This window comes from Sphingomonas arenae (genome assembly GCF_016924655.1).
In the GTDB taxonomy this organism is placed as follows: domain Bacteria; phylum Pseudomonadota; class Alphaproteobacteria; order Sphingomonadales; family Sphingomonadaceae; genus Sphingomicrobium; species Sphingomicrobium arenae.
In genome coordinates, this window is sequence record NZ_JAFFJU010000002.1 from 775,989 (window position 1) to 793,055 (window position 17,067).

Annotated in this window: 15 protein-coding genes; 8 read left to right on the forward strand and 7 right to left on the reverse strand. The window is 65.1% G+C overall.

The features are described 5' to 3' along the window. Positions 1 to 14: 14 nt before the first annotated feature. Positions 15 to 2,195 carry a prolyl oligopeptidase family serine peptidase gene (locus tag JT720_RS10005; RefSeq protein ID WP_205481121.1) on the reverse strand — a complete coding sequence of 727 codons (2,181 nt, stop codon included), beginning with the start codon at positions 2,193 to 2,195 and terminating at the stop codon, positions 15 to 17. A gap of 151 nt (positions 2,196 to 2,346) precedes the next feature. Between JT720_RS10005 and JT720_RS10010 the strand changes: the two genes are divergently transcribed. Both JT720_RS10010 and JT720_RS10015 read left to right on the forward strand, forming a co-directional pair. Beyond that, a complete protein-coding gene (locus tag JT720_RS10010) occupies positions 2,347 to 2,793 on the forward strand; it encodes a DUF6766 family protein (protein WP_205481122.1) in 447 nt (148 codons plus the stop codon). A gap of 169 nt (positions 2,794 to 2,962) precedes the next feature. Further along, complete coding sequence (locus JT720_RS10015; RefSeq protein ID WP_205481123.1) at positions 2,963 to 3,553, forward strand: PEPxxWA-CTERM sorting domain-containing protein; 591 nt, start codon at positions 2,963 to 2,965, stop codon at positions 3,551 to 3,553. A gap of 65 nt (positions 3,554 to 3,618) precedes the next feature. Here JT720_RS10015 and JT720_RS10020 read toward each other — a convergent pair whose 3' ends face one another. Beyond that, positions 3,619 to 4,467 (reverse strand): hypothetical protein, encoded by an 849-nt coding sequence (locus JT720_RS10020; RefSeq protein WP_205481124.1) that lies wholly within the window; start codon positions 4,465 to 4,467, stop codon positions 3,619 to 3,621. A gap of 209 nt (positions 4,468 to 4,676) precedes the next feature. Here JT720_RS10020 and JT720_RS10025 point away from each other — a divergent pair, with 209 nt between their 5' ends. Beyond that, positions 4,677 to 5,006, forward strand: a complete 330-nt coding sequence (locus JT720_RS10025) for a hypothetical protein (RefSeq protein WP_205481125.1) — start codon at positions 4,677 to 4,679, stop codon at positions 5,004 to 5,006. Positions 5,007 to 5,228: 222 nt separating this feature from the next. On the opposite strand, the gene JT720_RS10030 is transcribed toward JT720_RS10025, so the two are convergent. The 3 genes from JT720_RS10030 to rpsM form a co-directional block, all read right to left on the reverse strand. Then, complete coding sequence (locus tag JT720_RS10030) at positions 5,229 to 6,299, reverse strand: DNA-directed RNA polymerase subunit alpha (RefSeq protein ID WP_205481126.1); 1,071 nt, start codon at positions 6,297 to 6,299, stop codon at positions 5,229 to 5,231. Between the two features lie 96 nt (positions 6,300 to 6,395). After that, positions 6,396 to 6,785: a 30S ribosomal protein S11 gene (gene rpsK, locus JT720_RS10035; RefSeq protein ID WP_205481127.1), complete on the reverse strand. Its 390-nt coding sequence runs from the start codon at positions 6,783 to 6,785 to the stop codon at positions 6,396 to 6,398. A 76-nt stretch (positions 6,786 to 6,861) separates the two neighbouring features. Then, the gene (gene rpsM / locus JT720_RS10040) at positions 6,862 to 7,230 is read right to left on the reverse strand and encodes a 30S ribosomal protein S13 (protein ID WP_192586731.1); all 369 of its coding nucleotides are present in this window, start codon (positions 7,228 to 7,230) and stop codon (positions 6,862 to 6,864) included. A gap of 203 nt (positions 7,231 to 7,433) precedes the next feature. On the opposite strand from rpsM, the gene JT720_RS10045 reads away from it, so the two are divergent. The 5 genes from JT720_RS10045 (at position 7,434) to JT720_RS10065 (ending at position 12,823) form a co-directional block, all read left to right on the forward strand. Continuing rightward, positions 7,434 to 8,372: a bifunctional riboflavin kinase/FAD synthetase gene (locus JT720_RS10045; RefSeq protein ID WP_205481128.1), complete on the forward strand. Its 939-nt coding sequence runs from the start codon at positions 7,434 to 7,436 to the stop codon at positions 8,370 to 8,372. Positions 8,373 to 8,473: 101 nt separating this feature from the next. Next, entirely contained in the window at positions 8,474 to 11,329 is a 2,856-nt protein-coding gene (gene ileS / locus JT720_RS10050; RefSeq protein ID WP_205481129.1) for an isoleucine--tRNA ligase, read from the forward strand. After that, positions 11,322 to 11,840 carry a signal peptidase II gene (gene lspA, locus JT720_RS10055; RefSeq protein WP_205481130.1) on the forward strand — a complete coding sequence of 173 codons (519 nt, stop codon included), beginning with the start codon at positions 11,322 to 11,324 and terminating at the stop codon, positions 11,838 to 11,840. Before ileS ends, lspA begins: the two co-directional genes overlap by 8 nt. Then, the gene (locus JT720_RS10060; protein ID WP_205481131.1) at positions 11,833 to 12,249 is read left to right on the forward strand and encodes a DUF3035 domain-containing protein; all 417 of its coding nucleotides are present in this window, start codon (positions 11,833 to 11,835) and stop codon (positions 12,247 to 12,249) included. The genes lspA and JT720_RS10060 overlap by 8 nt, the downstream gene beginning before the upstream one ends. 22 nt (positions 12,250 to 12,271) lie before the next feature. Next, entirely contained in the window at positions 12,272 to 12,823 is a 552-nt protein-coding gene (locus JT720_RS10065; protein ID WP_205481132.1) for a winged helix-turn-helix domain-containing protein, read from the forward strand. A gap of 128 nt (positions 12,824 to 12,951) precedes the next feature. On the opposite strand, the gene pip is transcribed toward JT720_RS10065, so the two are convergent. Continuing rightward, positions 12,952 to 13,929 carry a prolyl aminopeptidase gene (gene pip, locus JT720_RS10070; RefSeq protein ID WP_205481133.1) on the reverse strand — a complete coding sequence of 326 codons (978 nt, stop codon included), beginning with the start codon at positions 13,927 to 13,929 and terminating at the stop codon, positions 12,952 to 12,954. 28 nt (positions 13,930 to 13,957) lie between these two features. Continuing rightward, positions 13,958 to 17,005, reverse strand: coding sequence for a M10 family metallopeptidase (locus tag JT720_RS10075; RefSeq protein WP_205481134.1), 3,048 nt, complete (start codon positions 17,003 to 17,005; stop codon positions 13,958 to 13,960). Positions 17,006 to 17,067: the final 62 nt, after the last annotated feature.

Genomic DNA, 17,067 nt, shown 5'->3' on the forward strand with positions numbered 1-17,067 from the left:
CTCGCCCCGTCGGACTATTGCTGCCCGATCTTCAGCCCCGTGAAGTGCGCCAGGAACGCGGCCACGTCCGACGCTTCCTCGATGATCTTGTCCGTCGGCTTGCCGGCACCATGCCCAGCCCGGGTCTCGATCCGGATGAGGTGCGGCTTACCGGCAGGATCGGCTTGCTGCAGCGCCGCGATATACTTGAAGCTATGCCCCGGCACGACGCGGTCGTCGGTGTCCGCCGTTGTCACCAGCACCGCCGGATAGGACACTCCCGTCTTGATGTTGTGATAGGGCGAATAGGCCAGCAGGGTCCGGAAGTCGGCTTCCTTGTTGGGATAGCCAAAATCGTCGACCCAGTAGCGCCCGGCGGTGAATCGGTCGAAGCGCAGCATGTCCATGACGCCGACTGCCGCATTGGCAGCCGAGAACAGGTCCGGCCGCTGGTTCACCACCGCGCCCACCAGCAGGCCGCCGTTCGACCCGCCCTGGATCGCCAGCCCGCCCTTTGGCGTGATCCCGTTGGCGATCAGATACTCGCCCGCGCCAATGAAGTCGTCGAACACGTTCTGCTTGTTGGCGAGCCGCCCCGCGTCGTGCCACGCCTTGCCATACTCGCCGCCGCCGCGGATGTTGGCCAGCGCCCACACGCCGCCATTCTCAAGCCACGCCAGCCGCGTCGCGGAGAAGCTGGGGGTCAGCGACACGTTGAACCCGCCATAGCCGTACAGCAAAGTCGGCGCGGGTCCGCTCGTGCCCGCCTTGCGCACCACGAACATCGGCACGCGCGTCCCGTCCTTGGACTGGTAGAAGCGCTGCTCGACCGAGAAATCCTCCGGGTTGAACGCCACCTTCGGCGCCGCCCATGTGGAGCTCTCGCCCGCCTTCACGTCATAGCGATAGATGGTCGTCGGCCGATTGAAGCTGGTGAAGGCGAAGAACGTCTCCGCATCATCATACTCGCCGCCGAAGCCGCTCGCCGTCCCGATACCGGGCAGCTCGATAACCTTCTCGCGGGCACCGGCTAGACTGTGCACCCGCACCTCCGTCTTGGCATCCACCAGGTAGGAGGCGATCAGCTTGCCCCCGACCAGGCTCGCCCCGTCCAGCGTCGCCTGGTCCTCGGCGATCACGACCCGCGGCTGCGGCTTCGCCTGGCGGATATCCAGCGCCACCACCTTCAGCTTGGGCGCGCCCTCGTTCGTGATGAAGTAGAAGGTCGACCCGCGATTGCCGATGTAGCTGTAGTTGTTCTCGAAGCCGGGGATCAGCACGCGGGCGTTCGGCCCCCGCTTGCGCGGATCGACCAGCGTCACCTCATAGCGATCGTCCGTCCCGCTCGACGAGGTGATGACCACATAGCGTCCGTCGTCGCTCACGGTGGCGATATGGCTCAGCTCCGGCTTGGTCGGCGTCGCAAAGATCGATCGGTCCTGCGCCTGCGTGGTGCCCAGCTTGTGGAAGAACACCTCGTGGTTCTTGTTCAAGGACTGGAAGGTCTGCCCCGCAGCCGGCTCCGGGAAGCGCGAGTAATAGAATCCGCTGCCGTCCTTTGCCCAGCTCAGCGCCGAGAACTTCACCCACTTCACCTCGTCGCCGACCGGCTGTCCCGTCGCCACGTCCAGCACCCGCACCGTGCGCCAGTCGGTCCCGCCGTCCTGCACCGAGTAGAGGACGTACTTGCCATCCTCGCTCGGCACCCATTCGGCCAGCGCCGTCGCGCCGTCCTTGGACCACTGGTTCGGGTCGATCAGCAGCCGCGGCTCGCCGTCCAGGCTGTCGCGCACGTACAGCGGCGACTGGTTCTGAAGCCCCGTGTTCCGCTGGTAGAAGTAGCGCCCGCCCTTCTTCACCGGCACGCCGAACCGCTCGTAATTGTAGAGCTCGGTCATCCGCGCCTTCAGCGCATCGCGCCCCGGCAAGGAGTCGAGGAACCCATCCGTCACCCGGTTCTGCGCCGCGACCCACGCGGCAACCTCCGGATCGGTGCGGACGTCATTCTCCAGCCACCGGTAAGGGTCGGCCACCTGCACGCCGAACTGCGTCTCGGTGAGGTCCTGCCGCCGCGTCTCGGGGAAGGCGAGCGCCGGCTCGGCTGCAGCCGCTGCCTCCACCGGGGCAGCCGGAGGGGCCTCGCTGGACGAAACGGGGGGCGTGCTGGTGCAGGCGGCGATGGTCGGAAGGGTCATCAGCAGAAGGCTCTTGCGCATGAGGATCGACAGCTCCGGTCAGAACAGGTGGCGCTCGTATGCAGCTCTTTGCCTCACCCGCCAAGCCGTCCCGGAGGGCTCTGCCAATGCTCGCGCGGGAACGACGTTCAACGAACATGGTTACTCCCCCGTAACCATATGTGAGGCGAACATGAGTCACTTTCGTCGTTATGCCTATGCGTGGATCACCGTCGCCTTCTTCCTGGGCTCGCTTATCCTGCACTGGCTGTTCGGCTGGTATGCGTTCCAGGACGAGGCCTTGCAGCACGGCCAGAGCCCGGACGCAGCCGGATATCTCCACGAGATGCTGCGCGACACCTTCGAGAACTGGCAGTCCGAGTTCTTGCAGCTGCTCTGGCAGGTCGTGGGCCTTGCCTATTTCCTCTACGTCGGCTCGCCCTCGTCGAAGGAGAACGACGACCGCATGGAAGCGAAGATCGACGCTCTTCTGCGGATCACGGGCGGTCCTGATGCCGACCGGCTCGTGGGCGAGCTCGACCGGCACTATCTGCGGGAGCACGGCGCTTCACCCTACGGCCACGACGACCGGCTCGCGCGCGAAGCGGGCCAGCACGTCCGCCATGTCGCGGCGCCGTGAGGCATCCCAACAACAGTCTCGAATTGAAACAAACCTGCAATTTCAGCGGGTATACTGACGCGGTTAAATCATTTAACAAAACATTAATGCCGATTCGTCGGCGTTGCTAGAGTTCCGGGTGGGGGGCACCAAAACGCTCCGCCCACAATGTTTTGGGAAGGGGTTTGTCATGCAGATCGCACGTTGGCTCGCGCCCGTGGCTTTAGCCGCGGCTTCGGTTTCTTTCAGCACCACCGCAAGTGCATCCGACCTCATCGAGTCGGCTTGCGATCCGGTCACGGACGGCGACGCCGCCGGGTGCCTCTTCAGCGGCAACATCAACGGCAACAACAACCCGGGGAACGTCAACAGCTACGGCTATGCCGAAGCGCAGTACAACACCTGGGCGGCCGCCAACGGCACCGCGCTGATCGACCTCGTATTCCTGACCGCGACCGACGCCGGCAACTTCGGCGATTTCGGCTCGATCGTGAATAACGGCACGTCGGGCTCGTTCGATCTGTCCGGCTTCGACATCGATTATTACGCGGTGAAGTACGGCAACGAGTTCACGCTGTACGAATATCTGGGCACCGATGGCACCGGCAACTGGGTCACGAACGGCAAGAACGACATGTCGCACATCGTGTTCTTCGGCAAGGCGGGTTCCGCCGTTCCGGAGCCGGGCACCTGGGCGATGATGCTGCTGGGCTTCGGCGCGATCGGCTTCAGCATGCGCAGCAGCCGTCGTCGTGGCGCTCTGCTGGCGCAGGCTGCCTAACTCTTCTATCGAAGAGCACGAAACTCCCCACCGCCGTCGGGCTCCTGCTCGGCGGCGGCCCTTTTTCATCTCGGCCAGTTCCACGCATCCGAGCTCTCGTCGTAACGGACCTGGACGATCCCATCGCAATGCGGGCAGCATAGCCCCACAGTCGCCGCGGACAGGCGTTCCGGCTCCTCCTCCGTCACCACCACCAGCTCGTGGATCTTCCCCTGCTCTCCCGGGGGCGGCGCATATCGCTTCAGCCCCTTCTCCAGCCTGGCGATGATCACATCGTCGTCCACCTTGGGCCAGGCCGGTGCGGCGGGGGGAGCGGCCTTGGCCCCGGGATCAGCCCGCGGCCGAGTCAGCGACAGCAAACGGATGGCCTCCGCCGTGGAAACCGGCGGCAGCTCTCCTGCAAGATCGGCAACGGCGGGGTCGAACTGCCGCTCGGCTGCCTCCAGCAGCAGCGCCTCCAGCCGTGCCCGGCCGACCTGGATCGCTCCGTCCGACGCCTGGGCAAATCCTGGCTGCTTCAGCCTGCGCTGATAGATTGCCGCCGTGGAGATCCCGGCTGCCGCGGCCGCGCTGCGCACGTTGGCGGACGCGGCGAGTTCGGCCAGGAACGCCGCCTCCCGCCGCGCCGACCATCGCCCATGCGCTGCCTTGACGAGCTGCGGACCCTCGCCACTCAAGGTCCGGAGCTGCTCCTCCCTTGAACCCCGGTTGGTGATGTCGTCCAACAGTCCTTGGCTGCGCGATTCCTCCTCCTTTGACCGGGCGGTCTCCCCTTCCGCCGCGGCTTCGCGCCACGCCGCCGAGAAATCCGCATCGCGCTTCCGGCGCGCATAAGCCGTCGTGAAGTCTATCCCTGCCTCAAAGGCGGCCTGCCGCGCAACGCCGTGCCGCGCCAGCGCGCGCAGAAACGCCACGACCCACCGTGGCTCCTTTCCAGTCAATCCCATAGCAAACCCCCCGCAGCTTCGACCCGTAACCTATATGGTTAGGTGTAGGACAGCAGTATCTTGCGTCGTCACGGGACAGACCGGATTCGCAGCCTTCCGTCGATGAACCGGCGCAAGCCACAGGAGTTCTAGCTCAGGGTGTATGCCCGGCCGCGTGGCTGGGCCTGTTGCGGAGTATGCGTGGGATGGTTGGATCGGCGTGTCAGCATCTCACGGAAGCCGATCTCTCCATCGCCCCAGTCACGACGCGAGCGCTCACCTCGCTTTTCACCGGTCAGCCCGTGCCAGCTGTCGGGCAATCCAGTCACCGCCCATTTACCGCCGGGAAGGACGCGTGCATCGCCGCGATCCTGGAGGCCTTCCGGGCCGAGCAGACGGCAGATGACGGCCTCCTCATCCATCTCGGGACCCGCGAGATGGAGGCGCTCGGCAACATCATCATGCAGGTCGACACGCTGATCAGCGGACTGATGGGCGTGGGCATCGACGGCCAGCCGCTCGGCTGATCTTGCCTCCCTGCCTTGCTCGCTTGCGCGGCCAAGCTCGCCCCGGCGAGTGTCCTTGAAGCGCTTGCCGCGACCGTCTTCGGCCTGACTCCTTGAGCGCCTGCCATGCCGCTTATCGGAGCACGGCCTGCAGTCATGCCGCAGACCGTTACTTGCCCCGCAACGAAAAAGGCCGCCCCTCTCGGGACGGCCTCTTCATTCTTCGCCAGTTGATGCCCGGGCTTAGCCCAGCATCTCCTGCTCGAGCTTCTTGGCCATTTCCTCGATGTTCTCCGGCGGCCACCCAGGGATGTCCATGCCGAGGCGGAGGCCCATCGATGCCAGCACTTCCTTGATCTCGTTCAAGGACTTGCGTCCGAAGTTCGGGGTGCGGAGCATTTCCGCTTCCGTCTTCTGCACCAGGTCGCCGATGTAGATGATGTTGTCGTTCTTCAGGCAGTTGGCCGAACGGACCGACAACTCCAGCTCGTCCACCTTCTTCAGCAGGTAGCGGTTGAGCTGGTTGGTGTCCGTCTGCGTCTCGATCGGCGCGGCGGCCGTCGCGGCGTGGCCGATCATCGGCGACGCGGCCCGGACCTGGCCATCGTCGAAGCCCACGAACAGCGCCAGCTGGTCCTGCAGGATGCGCGCGGCGTAGCCGATCGCTTCCTCCGGGCTCACCGTGCCATCCGTTTCGACCGTCAGCGTCAGCTTGTCATAGTCCAGCTCTTGGCCGACGCGGGTGTTCTCGACCTTGTAGGCCACCTGGCGGACCGGGCTGTACAGCGCGTCAACCGGGATGAGGCCGATCGGCGCATCGGCCGGACGGTTCGCCGAGGCCGGGACATAGCCCTTCCCGATGTCGGCGGTCAGTTCCATGTTGAGCGTCGCGCCCTGGTCGAGGTGGCAGATGACGAGATCGGGATTGGTGATCTCGATATCGCCGGTGGTCTGGATCTGGCCAGCCGTGACCTCACCCGGACCGGTGGCGGTCAGGTGCAGGCGCTTGGGGCCTTCGCCTTCCATCTTGAGCGCGATCTGCTTCACGTTCAGCACGATGTCCGTGATGTCCTCGCGAACGCCCGCGAGCGACGAGAACTCGTGGAGCACGCCTTCGATCTTGATCGAGGTGACGGCTGCGCCCTGCAGCGACGACAGCAGAACGCGGCGCAGCGAGTTGCCGAGCGTCATGCCGAAGCCGCGCTCCAGCGGCTCGGCCACGAACACGGCCTTGCGGCGCGCGTCGCCTGCCGGCTTGCGCTCCAGCGCGTTCGGCTTCTTCAATTCCTGCCAGTTCTTTGCGTTGACGGCCATTTTCTATCCTTGGCAGAGCGAGGTGCGGCGTCCCGCAAACCTCTGTTTTTCTGATCTTCTCTTCCACTCGGCCGAAGTACCACTTCGGCCGAAAGGTCAGACGCGGCGACGCTTGGACGGGCGAACGCCGTTGTGCGGGATCGGCGTCACGTCGCGGATGGACGTGATCTGGAACCCGACCGCCTGCAGCGCCCGAAGCGCGCTCTCGCGGCCCGATCCGGGACCCTTGACCTCGACCTCAAGCGTGCGGACGCCATGGTCGGCGGCCTTGCGGCCAGCGTCCTCGGCCGCGACCTGCGCAGCGTACGGCGTCGACTTGCGGCTGCCCTTGAAGCCCATCATCCCGGCGGAGCTCCACGCGATGGCGTTGCCCTGCGCGTCGGTGATGGTGATCATGGTGTTGTTGAAGCTGGCGTTGACGTGCGCAACGCCGGCCGTGATGTTCTTGCGCTCGCGGCGGCGAAGGCGCTGGGGTGCTTGAGCCATTGGCTGTTCCTACATCGTTGGGGCGGCGCGACGGACGAACCGGCGCTCACCCTGAGCTTGTCGAAGGGTGAGAAGGTTACTTCTTCTTGCCCGCGATCGGCTTCGCCTTGCCCTTGCGGGTGCGCGCATTGGTGTGCGTGCGCTGGCCGCGGACCGGCAGGCCCTTGCGGTGACGCAGGCCGCGGTAGCAGGCAAGGTCCATCAGCCGCTTGATGTTCATCGCGGTCTCACGGCGGAGGTCGCCCTCGACCGTGTGGTCGGCGTCGATCGTTTCACGGATCTGCAGCACTTCCTGGTCCGACAGATCCTGGACCCGGCGCTCCGGCGCAATGTTCAGCTTGGCGGTGATTTCCTTGGCCTTGGTCTGCCCAATGCCGTGGATGTAGGTCAGCGCGATTTCCACGCGCTTGTTGGTCGGGATGTTGACACCCGCAATACGTGCCATGTTCTCTTCAGTCTCCGTCTGCTCCACAGGACACCCGCAGGCGTCCTATCTCGTCGCTGGGACCCGCTTCCAACGGAAAAACGGCGGACGCAGGACATGCGCCGCCGGCCACCGGAGGAACGGGATGGCGCGCAGATAGGTTTGGAGGACCGCGGAGTCAACCGCTTTGCGGAAGGATATCACCTCCGCTACAGCCCTCGCGAATGGAGCGGCTTTCCCTTGGCGATGGCGTGCCGGAGCGGTTTCGGGGCGGCATCGTCGCCCTCGGCAACTTCGACGGCTTTCACCTCGGCCACCAGGCGGTGGTCGGGCGAGCCGTCGCCCGCGCCGCGCATGAACGCCGCCCGGCGATCGTCGCCACCTTCGACCCGCACCCGGTGCGTTTCTTCAGGCCGGACGTTCCACCCTTCCGCCTGACCAGCCTGGAACAGCGCGAGCGCCTGTTCGCGCAGGTCGGCGCCGACGCCATGCTGGTGTTCGACTTCAATGCCGAGCTCGCCGCCACCTCCGCCGAGGAGTTCGTCGCTCTCCTCTGCGAGCGGGTCGGAGCGGCGGGCGTAGTCACCGGTGAGGACTTCACCTTCGGCGCCCGCCGGGGCGGGAATGTCGCCGTGCTCCGCGACGTCGGCGCTCGCCACGGCATGGCGGCGGAGACCGTTCCCGCCGTGATCCTCGATGGAGGGCCCGTGTCGTCCAGCCGGGTCCGACAGGCGCTCGCGGCTGGCGACATGGGCACCGCGACGCGCCTGCTCACCCGCCCCTTCGCCATCGAGGGCGAGGTCCTTCACGGCGACAAGCGCGGGCGCGAGCTCGGCTATCCCACCGCGAACATGGAGCTCGGCCGCTATCAGCGCCCCGCCTATGGCATCTACGCCGTCCGTGCCCGGCTGGACGACGGCAGCGAGTATGCGGGGGTCGCGAGCCTCGGCGTCCGCCCGACCTTCGAGCCACCGAAGGAACTGCTCGAGACCTACCTGTTCGATTTCGCGGGCGACCTCTACGGGCGAACCGTGGAAGTGGCGCTGCATCACTACCTTCGCGGAGAGGAGAGGTTCGACAGCCTCGATGCCCTCATCGAGCAGATGCGGGCGGACGAAGCCGAGGCCCGGCGCCTCCTTCTACCCTCGTCATTGCGAGCGTAGCCAAGCAATCCAGTTCACGCGTACCCCTGGATTGCTTCGCCGTCGGCTCGGAATGACGGCTCTCTTTGACTCCCGCCACTCACCCGCTAGAGCCGCGCCCGATGTCCGACGCTCCTGACAAACCCGATTACCGTTCAACCGTCTTCCTGCCGAAGACCGATTTCCCGATGAAGGCCGGCCTGCCGCAGAAGGAGCCGCAGATCCTCGCCCGCTGGAAAGCGGAGGACCTCTACGGCCAGGTGCGCAAGGCGCGTGCCGGCCGGAGCAAGTTCATCTTCCACGACGGCCCGCCTTATGCCAACGGCGACATCCACATCGGCCACACGCTCAACAAGACCTTGAAGGACATGGTCGTCCGCACCCAGACGCTGCTGGGCAGGGACGCGCCCTACGTGCCCGGCTGGGACTGCCACGGCCTGCCGATCGAGTGGAAGGTCGAGGAGCAGTATCGCAAGAAGAAGCTCAACAAGGACGAGGTTCCCCCGGCCGAGTTCCGCGCCGAGTGCCGCGCCTATGCCCAGCATTGGGTGAACGTCCAGCGCGAGCAGTTCCAGCGCCTCGGCATCACCGGCGACTGGGACAAGCCCTACCTCACCATGGACTTCAAGGCGGAGGCGACCATTGTCTCCGAGCTGATGAAGTTCGCGGAAAGCGGCCAGGTCTATCGCGGCGCCAAGCCGGTGATGTGGAGTCCGGTCGAAAAGACCGCGCTGGCCGAAGCCGAGATTGAATATGAGGACGTCACCTCGACCCAGATCGACGTCGCGTTCGAGATTGTCGAGAGCCCCATTCCCGAGCTGGTCGGCGCGCATGCGGTGGTGTGGACGACCACGCCGTGGACGATCCCGGTCAACCAGGCGATCGCTTATGGGGAGGAGATTGAATACGTCCTCTTCACCATGGAGGGGCGGCGTTACCTCCTAGCAGGGCAGCTGCTGACCGAAACATACCTCCGCGTCGGTTTCAAGCATTTTGATGGCGTCATTCAGGATCAGCTTGGACAGAAGCCGTGGGAGCGCGAAGGGAAGCGCTTCAAAGGCTCCGACCTCGCCGGCACCATCACCCGCCACCCGATGCACCACCTCGGCGGCTTCTTCGCCCGTCCGCGCCCGCTGATCCCCGGGCACCACGTCACCACCGACGCGGGCACCGGGCTCGTCCACATGGCGCCGGATCATGGCGAGGAGGACTTCGAGGTCTGCAAGGCGCACGGCATCGATCCGGTCTTCGCGGTCGAGGGCGACGGCAGGTACCGCGCCGACTGGCTGTGGCTGGGCGGCCAGGGCTCGGTCATCAACACCAAGTTCAACGCGCCGGACGGGCCGATCTGCTCCGACCTGCGCGAGGCCGGGGCGCTGCTGTCTGCCGGCGACTTTCGCCACAGCTACCCGCACTCGTGGCGGTCGAAGGCGCGCGTTATCTACCGCTGCACCCCCCAATGGTTCATCGCCATGGACCGGCCCATCAACAGCGCTCACGCTGAGCCTGTCGAAGCGTCGTCCAACACCCTTCGACAGGCTCAGGGCGAGAGCGAGGGGAAAACCCTGCGCCAACTCGCCATGCAGGCCATCGCCGACACCCGCTTCGTCCCCGAGAAAGGCCGCAACCGCATCGGCTCCATGGTCGAGGGCCGCCCCGACTGGGTGCTCTCCCGCCAGCGCGCCTGGGGCGTGCCGATCACCCTGTTTGTCGACCGCAAGACCGGCCGTTACCTCGTCGACGCGGACGTCAACGCCCGGATCGTCGCCGCGATCCGCGAGAAGGGCGTGGACGCCTGGACCGAAGAAGGCGCGGCCGCGCGCTTCCTCGGCCCCGACCGCAACCCGGACGACTACGAGCAGGTCACCGACATCCTCGACGTCTGGTTCGACAGCGGCTGCACCCACGTCTTCACGCTCGAGTCCGGCGAGTGGCCAGATCAGCGCTGGCCCGCGGACCTCTACCTCGAAGGCTCCGACCAGCATCGCGGCTGGTTCCAGTCGTCGCTGCTGGAAAGCTGCGGCACCCGCGGCCGCGCGCCGTTCAAGGCGGTGCTGACCCACGGCTTCACCATGGATGCCAAGGGCATGAAGATGTCCAAGTCGCTGGGCAACACCATCAACCCGCTCGACCTGATGCGCGACACGGGCGCGGACATCCTGCGGCTGTGGGCCCTGAGCGTCGACTCGACCGAGGACCACCGCATCGGCAAGGAGATCCTGGCCGGCGTCTCCGACCAGTATCGCAAGCTCCGCAACACCTTCCGCTACCTGCTCGGCGCGCTCGACGGCTTCACGGAGCAGGAGCGGATCACTGACGTCGCGGCCATGCCAGAGCTGGAGCGCTACATGCTGGCACTGCTGGCGAAGCTTGACGGCGAGCTCAGGCAGGCAGTCGAGGACTTCGACTTCAACGGCTACACCCGCGCAGTCGGCGACTTCTGCAACAACGACCTCAGCGCATTCTACTTCGATATCCGCAAGGACTGCCTCTACTGCGACGCGCCGGCGGATCCGAAGCGGCGAGCGTATCGCTCGGTGCTAGACATCCTGTTCCATGCGCTGGTCCGCTGGATGGCGCCAGTGTTGGTGTTCACCACAGAGGAGGTCTGGGGCACGCGTTACCCTGAGGGCGGTAGCGTCCACCTGCTGGAGTGGCCCGAGGTACCACACGTCGCCGAAGTCACTGGAGAATGGGAGCAACTCCGCGCCTTACGGGCTCAGGTCACCGAAGCTATTGAGCCGCTGCGCCGTGAAAAGGTCGTCGGCTCCAGCCTCGAAGCGGAAGTGACCATGCCCGCGTCCGCCGATGCCGACTTCCTCGCCGAGCTGTTCATCGTCTCGTCAGTGAAGCCCGGCGATGCCGTCTCCGTGACCAAGACCGACAAGCACAAGTGCGGCCGCTGCTGGCGGCACCTGCCGGAGGTCACCGAGGACGGCGATCTCTGCAACCGCTGCGACGAGGTGGTGAATGGCTGACCTCGGCCCCAATCACGCAGGTCGCAAGGCCGGGCTGTTCGTCGCCGCGCTGATCTTCGTCGCGGATCAGCTGACCAAATGGATCGTCATCAATCCGCTGCAGCTCCAGTCGGTCCGCAACATTCAGGTCCTCCCCTTCTTCGACCTGACCTGGGTCGAGAACCGAGGCATCTCGCTCGGCCTGTTCACCGCCGGCAGCGAGACTGCACGGTGGGTGCTGGTCGCAGTGACCGCCACCATTGCGGTGGCAGTGGCCTGGTGGATGTGGCGGGAACAGCGGCGCGGAGACCAGGTGGCGCTCGGCATGGTCCTCGGCGGGGCGCTCGGCAACATCGTCGACCGTAGCCGCTTTGGCTATGTCGTTGACTTCGCGGACCTTCATATTGGTGAGTTCCGACCCTTTTTAGTCTTCAACGTAGCCGATGCTGCCATTAGCATTGGCGTCGTGATCCTGATATTGCGTGCATTCCTGGTGAAGGACGCGCCCAAGGAGATTCCTCAAGATGCGTAAGATTTCCGTCCTTCTGATCGCCGGAACGGCCCTGTCCCTGGCCGGCTGCGCGTCCGTGTTCGGTGGCGGCAACAAGGGCAGCCGCCTCGACGAGTTCGCAGTCGCCCGCAACGCGCCGCTGGTGATCCCGCCCGACTACACGCTGGTTCCGCCGGCCCCGGGTACGGTTTCCACCACCGCACAGGACGCACAGAGCCAGGCGATTCAGGCGCTGTTCGGCGGCCCGGCTCCGCGCAGTGCCGGCGAGATGTCGGTGCTGGATCGCGCCGGCACAGATCGTGTCGCGCTCGGCGCACGCTCCGTCGCCGGCGACCCGAACACCACCGTGGTCGACAAGGGTGCCGTCACCCAGACGATCATCGCCGCGCCTGAATCCGATAGCCAGGTGGCAACAGCGCAGCCTCAGTAACTCCAACCGTCCGGGGGGACGCATGGTCGACGACAACATTTCCGCCCGCCTGGTCGAGATCGAAGCGATGCTCGACCGCTCGCGCCGCCGCTTCGATGAAGGCGCCAAGCTGGTCGACGAGGCGCACAAGGCCATCGCCGAACTCCAGCAGCAGCTGATCGGCGCACCGATGTCGGTCGGACAGGACGAAAGCGACGAGGTCGCCAGCCGACTGCTGAACTCGCTTCGGGCCAGCGGGGGCGAGATGCCGCCTACCTTGTGCGGCGGCCGCCTGGCGGTAGACCAGGTGCAGCGGCTCATCCGCATCGACGGCCACCCGATCGCGATCACGGAGATGGAGTATCGCGTGCTCGAGCTGCTGGCGTTTGCCCGCAATAACGTGGTCACGCGCACCATGCTGCTCAAGCATCTCTACCGTCGCGCCGACGACCAGCCGCAGCCCAAGATCATCGATGTGTTCATCTCCAAGCTGCGCAAGAAACTGCGGCTCGCGTCCAACGGCGCCGAATTCATCGAGACGATCCCCCAGCGTGGCTGGATCCTGCGAGATATCGAGACCGCCCACGCGGCTTGAGGCGCATCGGAACCGCTGACGTTGGGTGTTGAATCGGAGGAGCACCTCCTGTTCCGCTCACGCTGAGTAGGAGCAAAGCTCCGTATCGAGGCGCGCCATCATCCTTCGATACGCTGCTGCGCAACTACTCAGGTTGAGCGGGGGGAATGTTCGGTCGCAAATCGGTCCGTCGCCCGCACCAGCCCATCGAGCACCCCGGGTTCGTTGTAGAGGTGCCCGCCATCCGGCACGATCACTAGCTCGGCCTCGGGCCAGGCCTTGTGCAGCGCCCACGCAGCCTTCGGCGGAGTGCACATGTCGTAGCGGCCCTGAACGATCACGCCGGGAATATCGCGCAGCTTCTCGGCTCCGCGAAGGAGCTGCCCCTCCTCGAGCCACCCGCCCGCCGCCATGTAGTGGTTCTCTATCCGAGCGATCGCAACCGCCACATCGTCGCTGGTGAAATGATCGATCGTTTCAGGACTGGGAAGCAGGGTGACGGTCTCCGCCTCCCACTTGCTCCAGGCCTTCGCGGCCGCGAGCTGCACTGCCACGTCATCTGACGTCAGCCGCCGCCTGTACGCCTCGACGAGGTTGCCGTGCTCCTCCGGCGGGACCAGACCGATGAATTCCTCCCACTTGTCCGGAAACACCGCCGAGGCGCCGCCCTCCTTGTACAGCCAGTCCACCTCATACTGGTCGAACAGGAAAATGCCGCGCAGCACCAATTCCGTGACCCGATCCGGGTAGGTCTGGGCGTAAGCGAGACTCAGCGTCGAGCCCCAGCTGCCTCCGAACACCATCCATTTGTCCACCTGAGCGACCTCGGTGCGGAGCCGTTCAATATCTTCGACCAGGTGCCAGGTCGTGTTCGCCTCGAGGCTGGCGTAAGGGGTCGAGCGCCCGCAGCCGCGCTGGTCGAAGACAAGGATGTTGTACCGGTCCGGATCGAACTGGCGGCGATGGTCGGGGCTGGCACCTCCGCCAGGCCCTCCGTGAAGGAAGACGACCGGCTTGCCGTCGGGATTGCCGCACTGCTCCCAGTAGAGCTGATGACCATCCCCGACGTCGAGCATCCCGGTGCGGGTGGGCTCGATCGATGGATAGAGGATGCGGCGCTTGGTCATGGGCAAACCCATAGCCACTTGCACCGACCTAGAACAGAAAGTCGCCCGTCCCCAGCGTGTGCAGCCCATCGACGCGGATCATGAAGTCGGCGACGCCGTCTCCGTTGGTGTCGCCCTGGACGTAGGTGTTGCCGCCGATCTGCTCGTAGCGCAGCTGGCCGGCGACGCCGGTGAAGGCGCTGTCGCCTAGCCAGGCGAACTGCTGGTTGCCTGCGATGGTGGTGTTGGCATCGATGAGGTCCAGGCGGATGCGGTCGCCTTCGGCATCGCCGAAGTCGACGATCCGGTCGGCGGTGTCGGTGGTCGCGCCGCCAAAGTCGCCCTCGCGGAAGACGTACCGGTCCGAGCCCGTGCCGCCGATGAAGGTGTCCTGCCCGGTGCCGCCCTCAAGCCAGTCGCCGCCGGCGCCGCCATCAACCGTGTCGTTGCCCTCCTTGCCGAAGATCCGGTCGTTGCCGTCGAGCCCCGCGAGCACGTTGGCGCCGGCATTGCCCGTCAGGATGTTGGCGAGCCCATTGCCGGTGCCATCAAGGTCGCCGCTGCCCAGAAGCTCGATTCGGTCGAGCCCCGCACCCAGCGTCCAGTCGAGCGTGGTGCGGACCGTGTCATAGCCCTCGTTCGCAGCCTCCACGATCGTGTCGCTGAGCGTATCGACATAATAGACGTCGTTGCCGATGCCGCCGATCAGCGTGTCACTGCCCTCGCTGCCGTCGAGGAAGTCGTTGCCGGCATTGCCGATGAGGGTATCGTTACCGCCCATGCCCCACATCCGGTTGGAGCCGGAGTTGCCGGTGATGGTGTTCTCCAGATCATTGCCGCGGCCGGTGATGGAATAAGGTCCCGTCAGCACCAGGCTCTCGATGTTGGCGCGCAGGTTGACCGACACCGCCGCCTGCACCGTGTCGGTGCCCTCGCCGGCAAGCTCGTAGGCATAGTCGGTGGCGTCGGTCACGACATAAGTGTCGTCGCCCGCGCCGCCATACAGCCGGTCCACGCCGCGGCCGCCGTCGAGCGTATCGTTGCCGATCCCACCGTAAAGCCGATCGTCCCCAGCCAAGCCACTGAGCGCGTTGTCGCCATCGTTGCCGGTGATCACGTTGGCGAGGGCATTGCCGATTCCGGAGAAGTCGTCCGGTGGAGGGTTGGGATTGACGCTAGCGCCTCCGTATGGATCGTAGACCGGCTGGAGCAGCGTCAGATTCTCAAGATTGGCTCCAAGGGTGTAGCTCACCAGCGCTCGGACGAGATCCACGCCTTGTCCCGCTACTTCGGTCAGCCGGTTACCCGCATTTCGGACCACGTAGATGTCGTCGCCCAGGCCACCAATCAGGTCGGACAGACCGAAGCTGCTGCCGACGAGGGTGTCGTTTCCGAGCCCGCCTTCCGCGATCTCACCAGCCAGGTATAGGGTCAGCGTATCGGCGAACTGCGATCCCACCACCCGCTCGACACCCAGAGAATCGGTGCCCGACCCACCGGTGTTGTTCAGGCTGCCGCCCATCATCACCGTCACCCCGGCGGTGGCGTTGCGGTAGTCCACCGTATCGAAGCCATTTTCACCGTTGAAGGACTCGTTCCCCGCCCCGGCCAGGAACAGGTCATCCCCCTCGCCGCCCTCCATGACAACGTTGCCGCCCCCGCCGCTGATCTGGTCGTTTCCGGCGCCACCACCAATCCAGGTCGTTGTGGTCGTGCCGGTCAGGACGTCGGAATAGCTCGATCCAACTAGACGTTCGAAACCGACCAGCATGTCGTTACCCGCGCCGGTCTGCTGGCGGGCGGTCAGGCCGAGGTTCACGCTCACTGCGCCGGTGGAGGTCTCATAGGAAACGGTATCGACCCCCGCTCCGCCATCCAGCATGTTGTCTGCCGCTGACCCGACGATCAGGTCGTTCCCGCTGCCGGTTACTGCATTCTCGATGACCACTCCGCGCGCGATCGAAAAACTGCCGCCATTGCCGACAATCGAGAAAGTTTCCGGGTTCAGGTTGATCGTCTGGTTCCGGCTGAACGTCGAATAGTTTACCGTGTCTGTGCCGCCGGTGTCGTAGATGGTGAAAGCGACGCTCGAGTGGAGCGCCGCATTGTAGATCTGCCCGGCGTTGCTGTTGATGCCATAGGTCGTGTTCCCGGCGCGCACTCCGCTCGGGGGCCCGCCATAGATCTGCTGGATGGCCAGGATATCCGCCACCATGGGGGTGAGGACGTAAGCCTCTTCGGCCCCACTGGGCTGCATGGCCTCGGTCTGGCTGAAGTAGGACATGACGCTGAACGACCAGCTGTCGTTCAGGAACAAGGCATCGTACCGGTGGTTCGCGGTCTCGTTGTAATTTCCGGCATGGCCTAGCCCCAGGGCATGTCCGATTTCGTGCACATACGTCTGAAGCGAGTAACTGTTGAAGCCGGTGCCGTAGTCCTGCAACCACAGGGTAGAGACATTCACAAAGGCCGACGTCGTGACGCCGCCGCTGTAGGTTGCTTCCGTGAAAGCTCCGGATTCGTTGTCGTCAAAGACGATCTGGCCACCCGTATTAACCTGATTGAACGTGATCCCCGTCACGTCCGACCAGACTGCCAGAGCCTGCAGGGCGAGCGTTCGCCCGGCTTGCGTAAGCCCTGTGATGTTCACCGAGATGGACCGGGACGCACCCAGCGCAAAGCTGTGCTCGTCCCCTTGCCAGTAGCCGCTGACCAGTTGCCCGGCGATCTGATCATTGGTCCAGAACGTCGGCGGAGTGTAGGGCGTCACGCTCAGCTGATAGGTTCCGCTTCCCGTGTCATCGAAGGCACCCACATCGATGTAGTAGGTCCCCGACCCGATAAAGGTCAGCCGGGAGTCGAGGATTACCCCCGTGTTGATGTCGTCATTCTCGTAAACGACATTGCCCGAGGCGTCCCGAATGCGGAGGTACGGATCGTCGAGCGTCACGCCGCTCAGCAGGACCGTAACCTCGCTGCCATAAGCCAGGTCGATGCGAAACCAGTCGTGGTCGCCGTTGACCTCCAGCGTTCCGCCGACCGTCTGACCCACACCAACGCTGGCCGTTGTCGAGCTACTCGCAGGAATGTCGGGCAACGCACACCTCCCCAAATGGCCGGCCCAAGATCATCCGGGGTGTCGGCGAAATCGCTATTGGA

What these genes read in the sequence shown, in the direction of transcription:
- JT720_RS10005 (WP_205481121.1), bottom strand. Translation starts at nt 2,195, where the DNA reads ATGCGCAAGAGCCTTCTGCTGATGACCCTTCCGACCATCGCCGCCTGC.
- JT720_RS10010 (WP_205481122.1), top strand. Translation starts at nt 2,347, where the DNA reads ATGAGTCACTTTCGTCGTTATGCCTATGCGTGGATCACCGTCGCCTTC.
- JT720_RS10015 (WP_205481123.1), top strand. Translation starts at nt 2,963, where the DNA reads ATGCAGATCGCACGTTGGCTCGCGCCCGTGGCTTTAGCCGCGGCTTCG.
- JT720_RS10025 (WP_205481125.1), top strand. Translation starts at nt 4,677, where the DNA reads ATGCGTGGGATGGTTGGATCGGCGTGTCAGCATCTCACGGAAGCCGAT.
- JT720_RS10030 (WP_205481126.1), bottom strand. Translation starts at nt 6,299, where the DNA reads ATGGCCGTCAACGCAAAGAACTGGCAGGAATTGAAGAAGCCGAACGCG.
- rpsK (WP_205481127.1), bottom strand. Translation starts at nt 6,785, where the DNA reads ATGGCTCAAGCACCCCAGCGCCTTCGCCGCCGCGAGCGCAAGAACATC.
- rpsM (WP_192586731.1), bottom strand. Translation starts at nt 7,230, where the DNA reads ATGGCACGTATTGCGGGTGTCAACATCCCGACCAACAAGCGCGTGGAA.
- JT720_RS10045 (WP_205481128.1), top strand. Translation starts at nt 7,434, where the DNA reads ATGGAGCGGCTTTCCCTTGGCGATGGCGTGCCGGAGCGGTTTCGGGGC.
- ileS (WP_205481129.1), top strand. Translation starts at nt 8,474, where the DNA reads ATGTCCGACGCTCCTGACAAACCCGATTACCGTTCAACCGTCTTCCTG.
- lspA (WP_205481130.1), top strand. Translation starts at nt 11,322, where the DNA reads ATGGCTGACCTCGGCCCCAATCACGCAGGTCGCAAGGCCGGGCTGTTC.
- JT720_RS10060 (WP_205481131.1), top strand. Translation starts at nt 11,833, where the DNA reads ATGCGTAAGATTTCCGTCCTTCTGATCGCCGGAACGGCCCTGTCCCTG.
- JT720_RS10065 (WP_205481132.1), top strand. Translation starts at nt 12,272, where the DNA reads ATGGTCGACGACAACATTTCCGCCCGCCTGGTCGAGATCGAAGCGATG.
- pip (WP_205481133.1), bottom strand. Translation starts at nt 13,929, where the DNA reads ATGACCAAGCGCCGCATCCTCTATCCATCGATCGAGCCCACCCGCACC.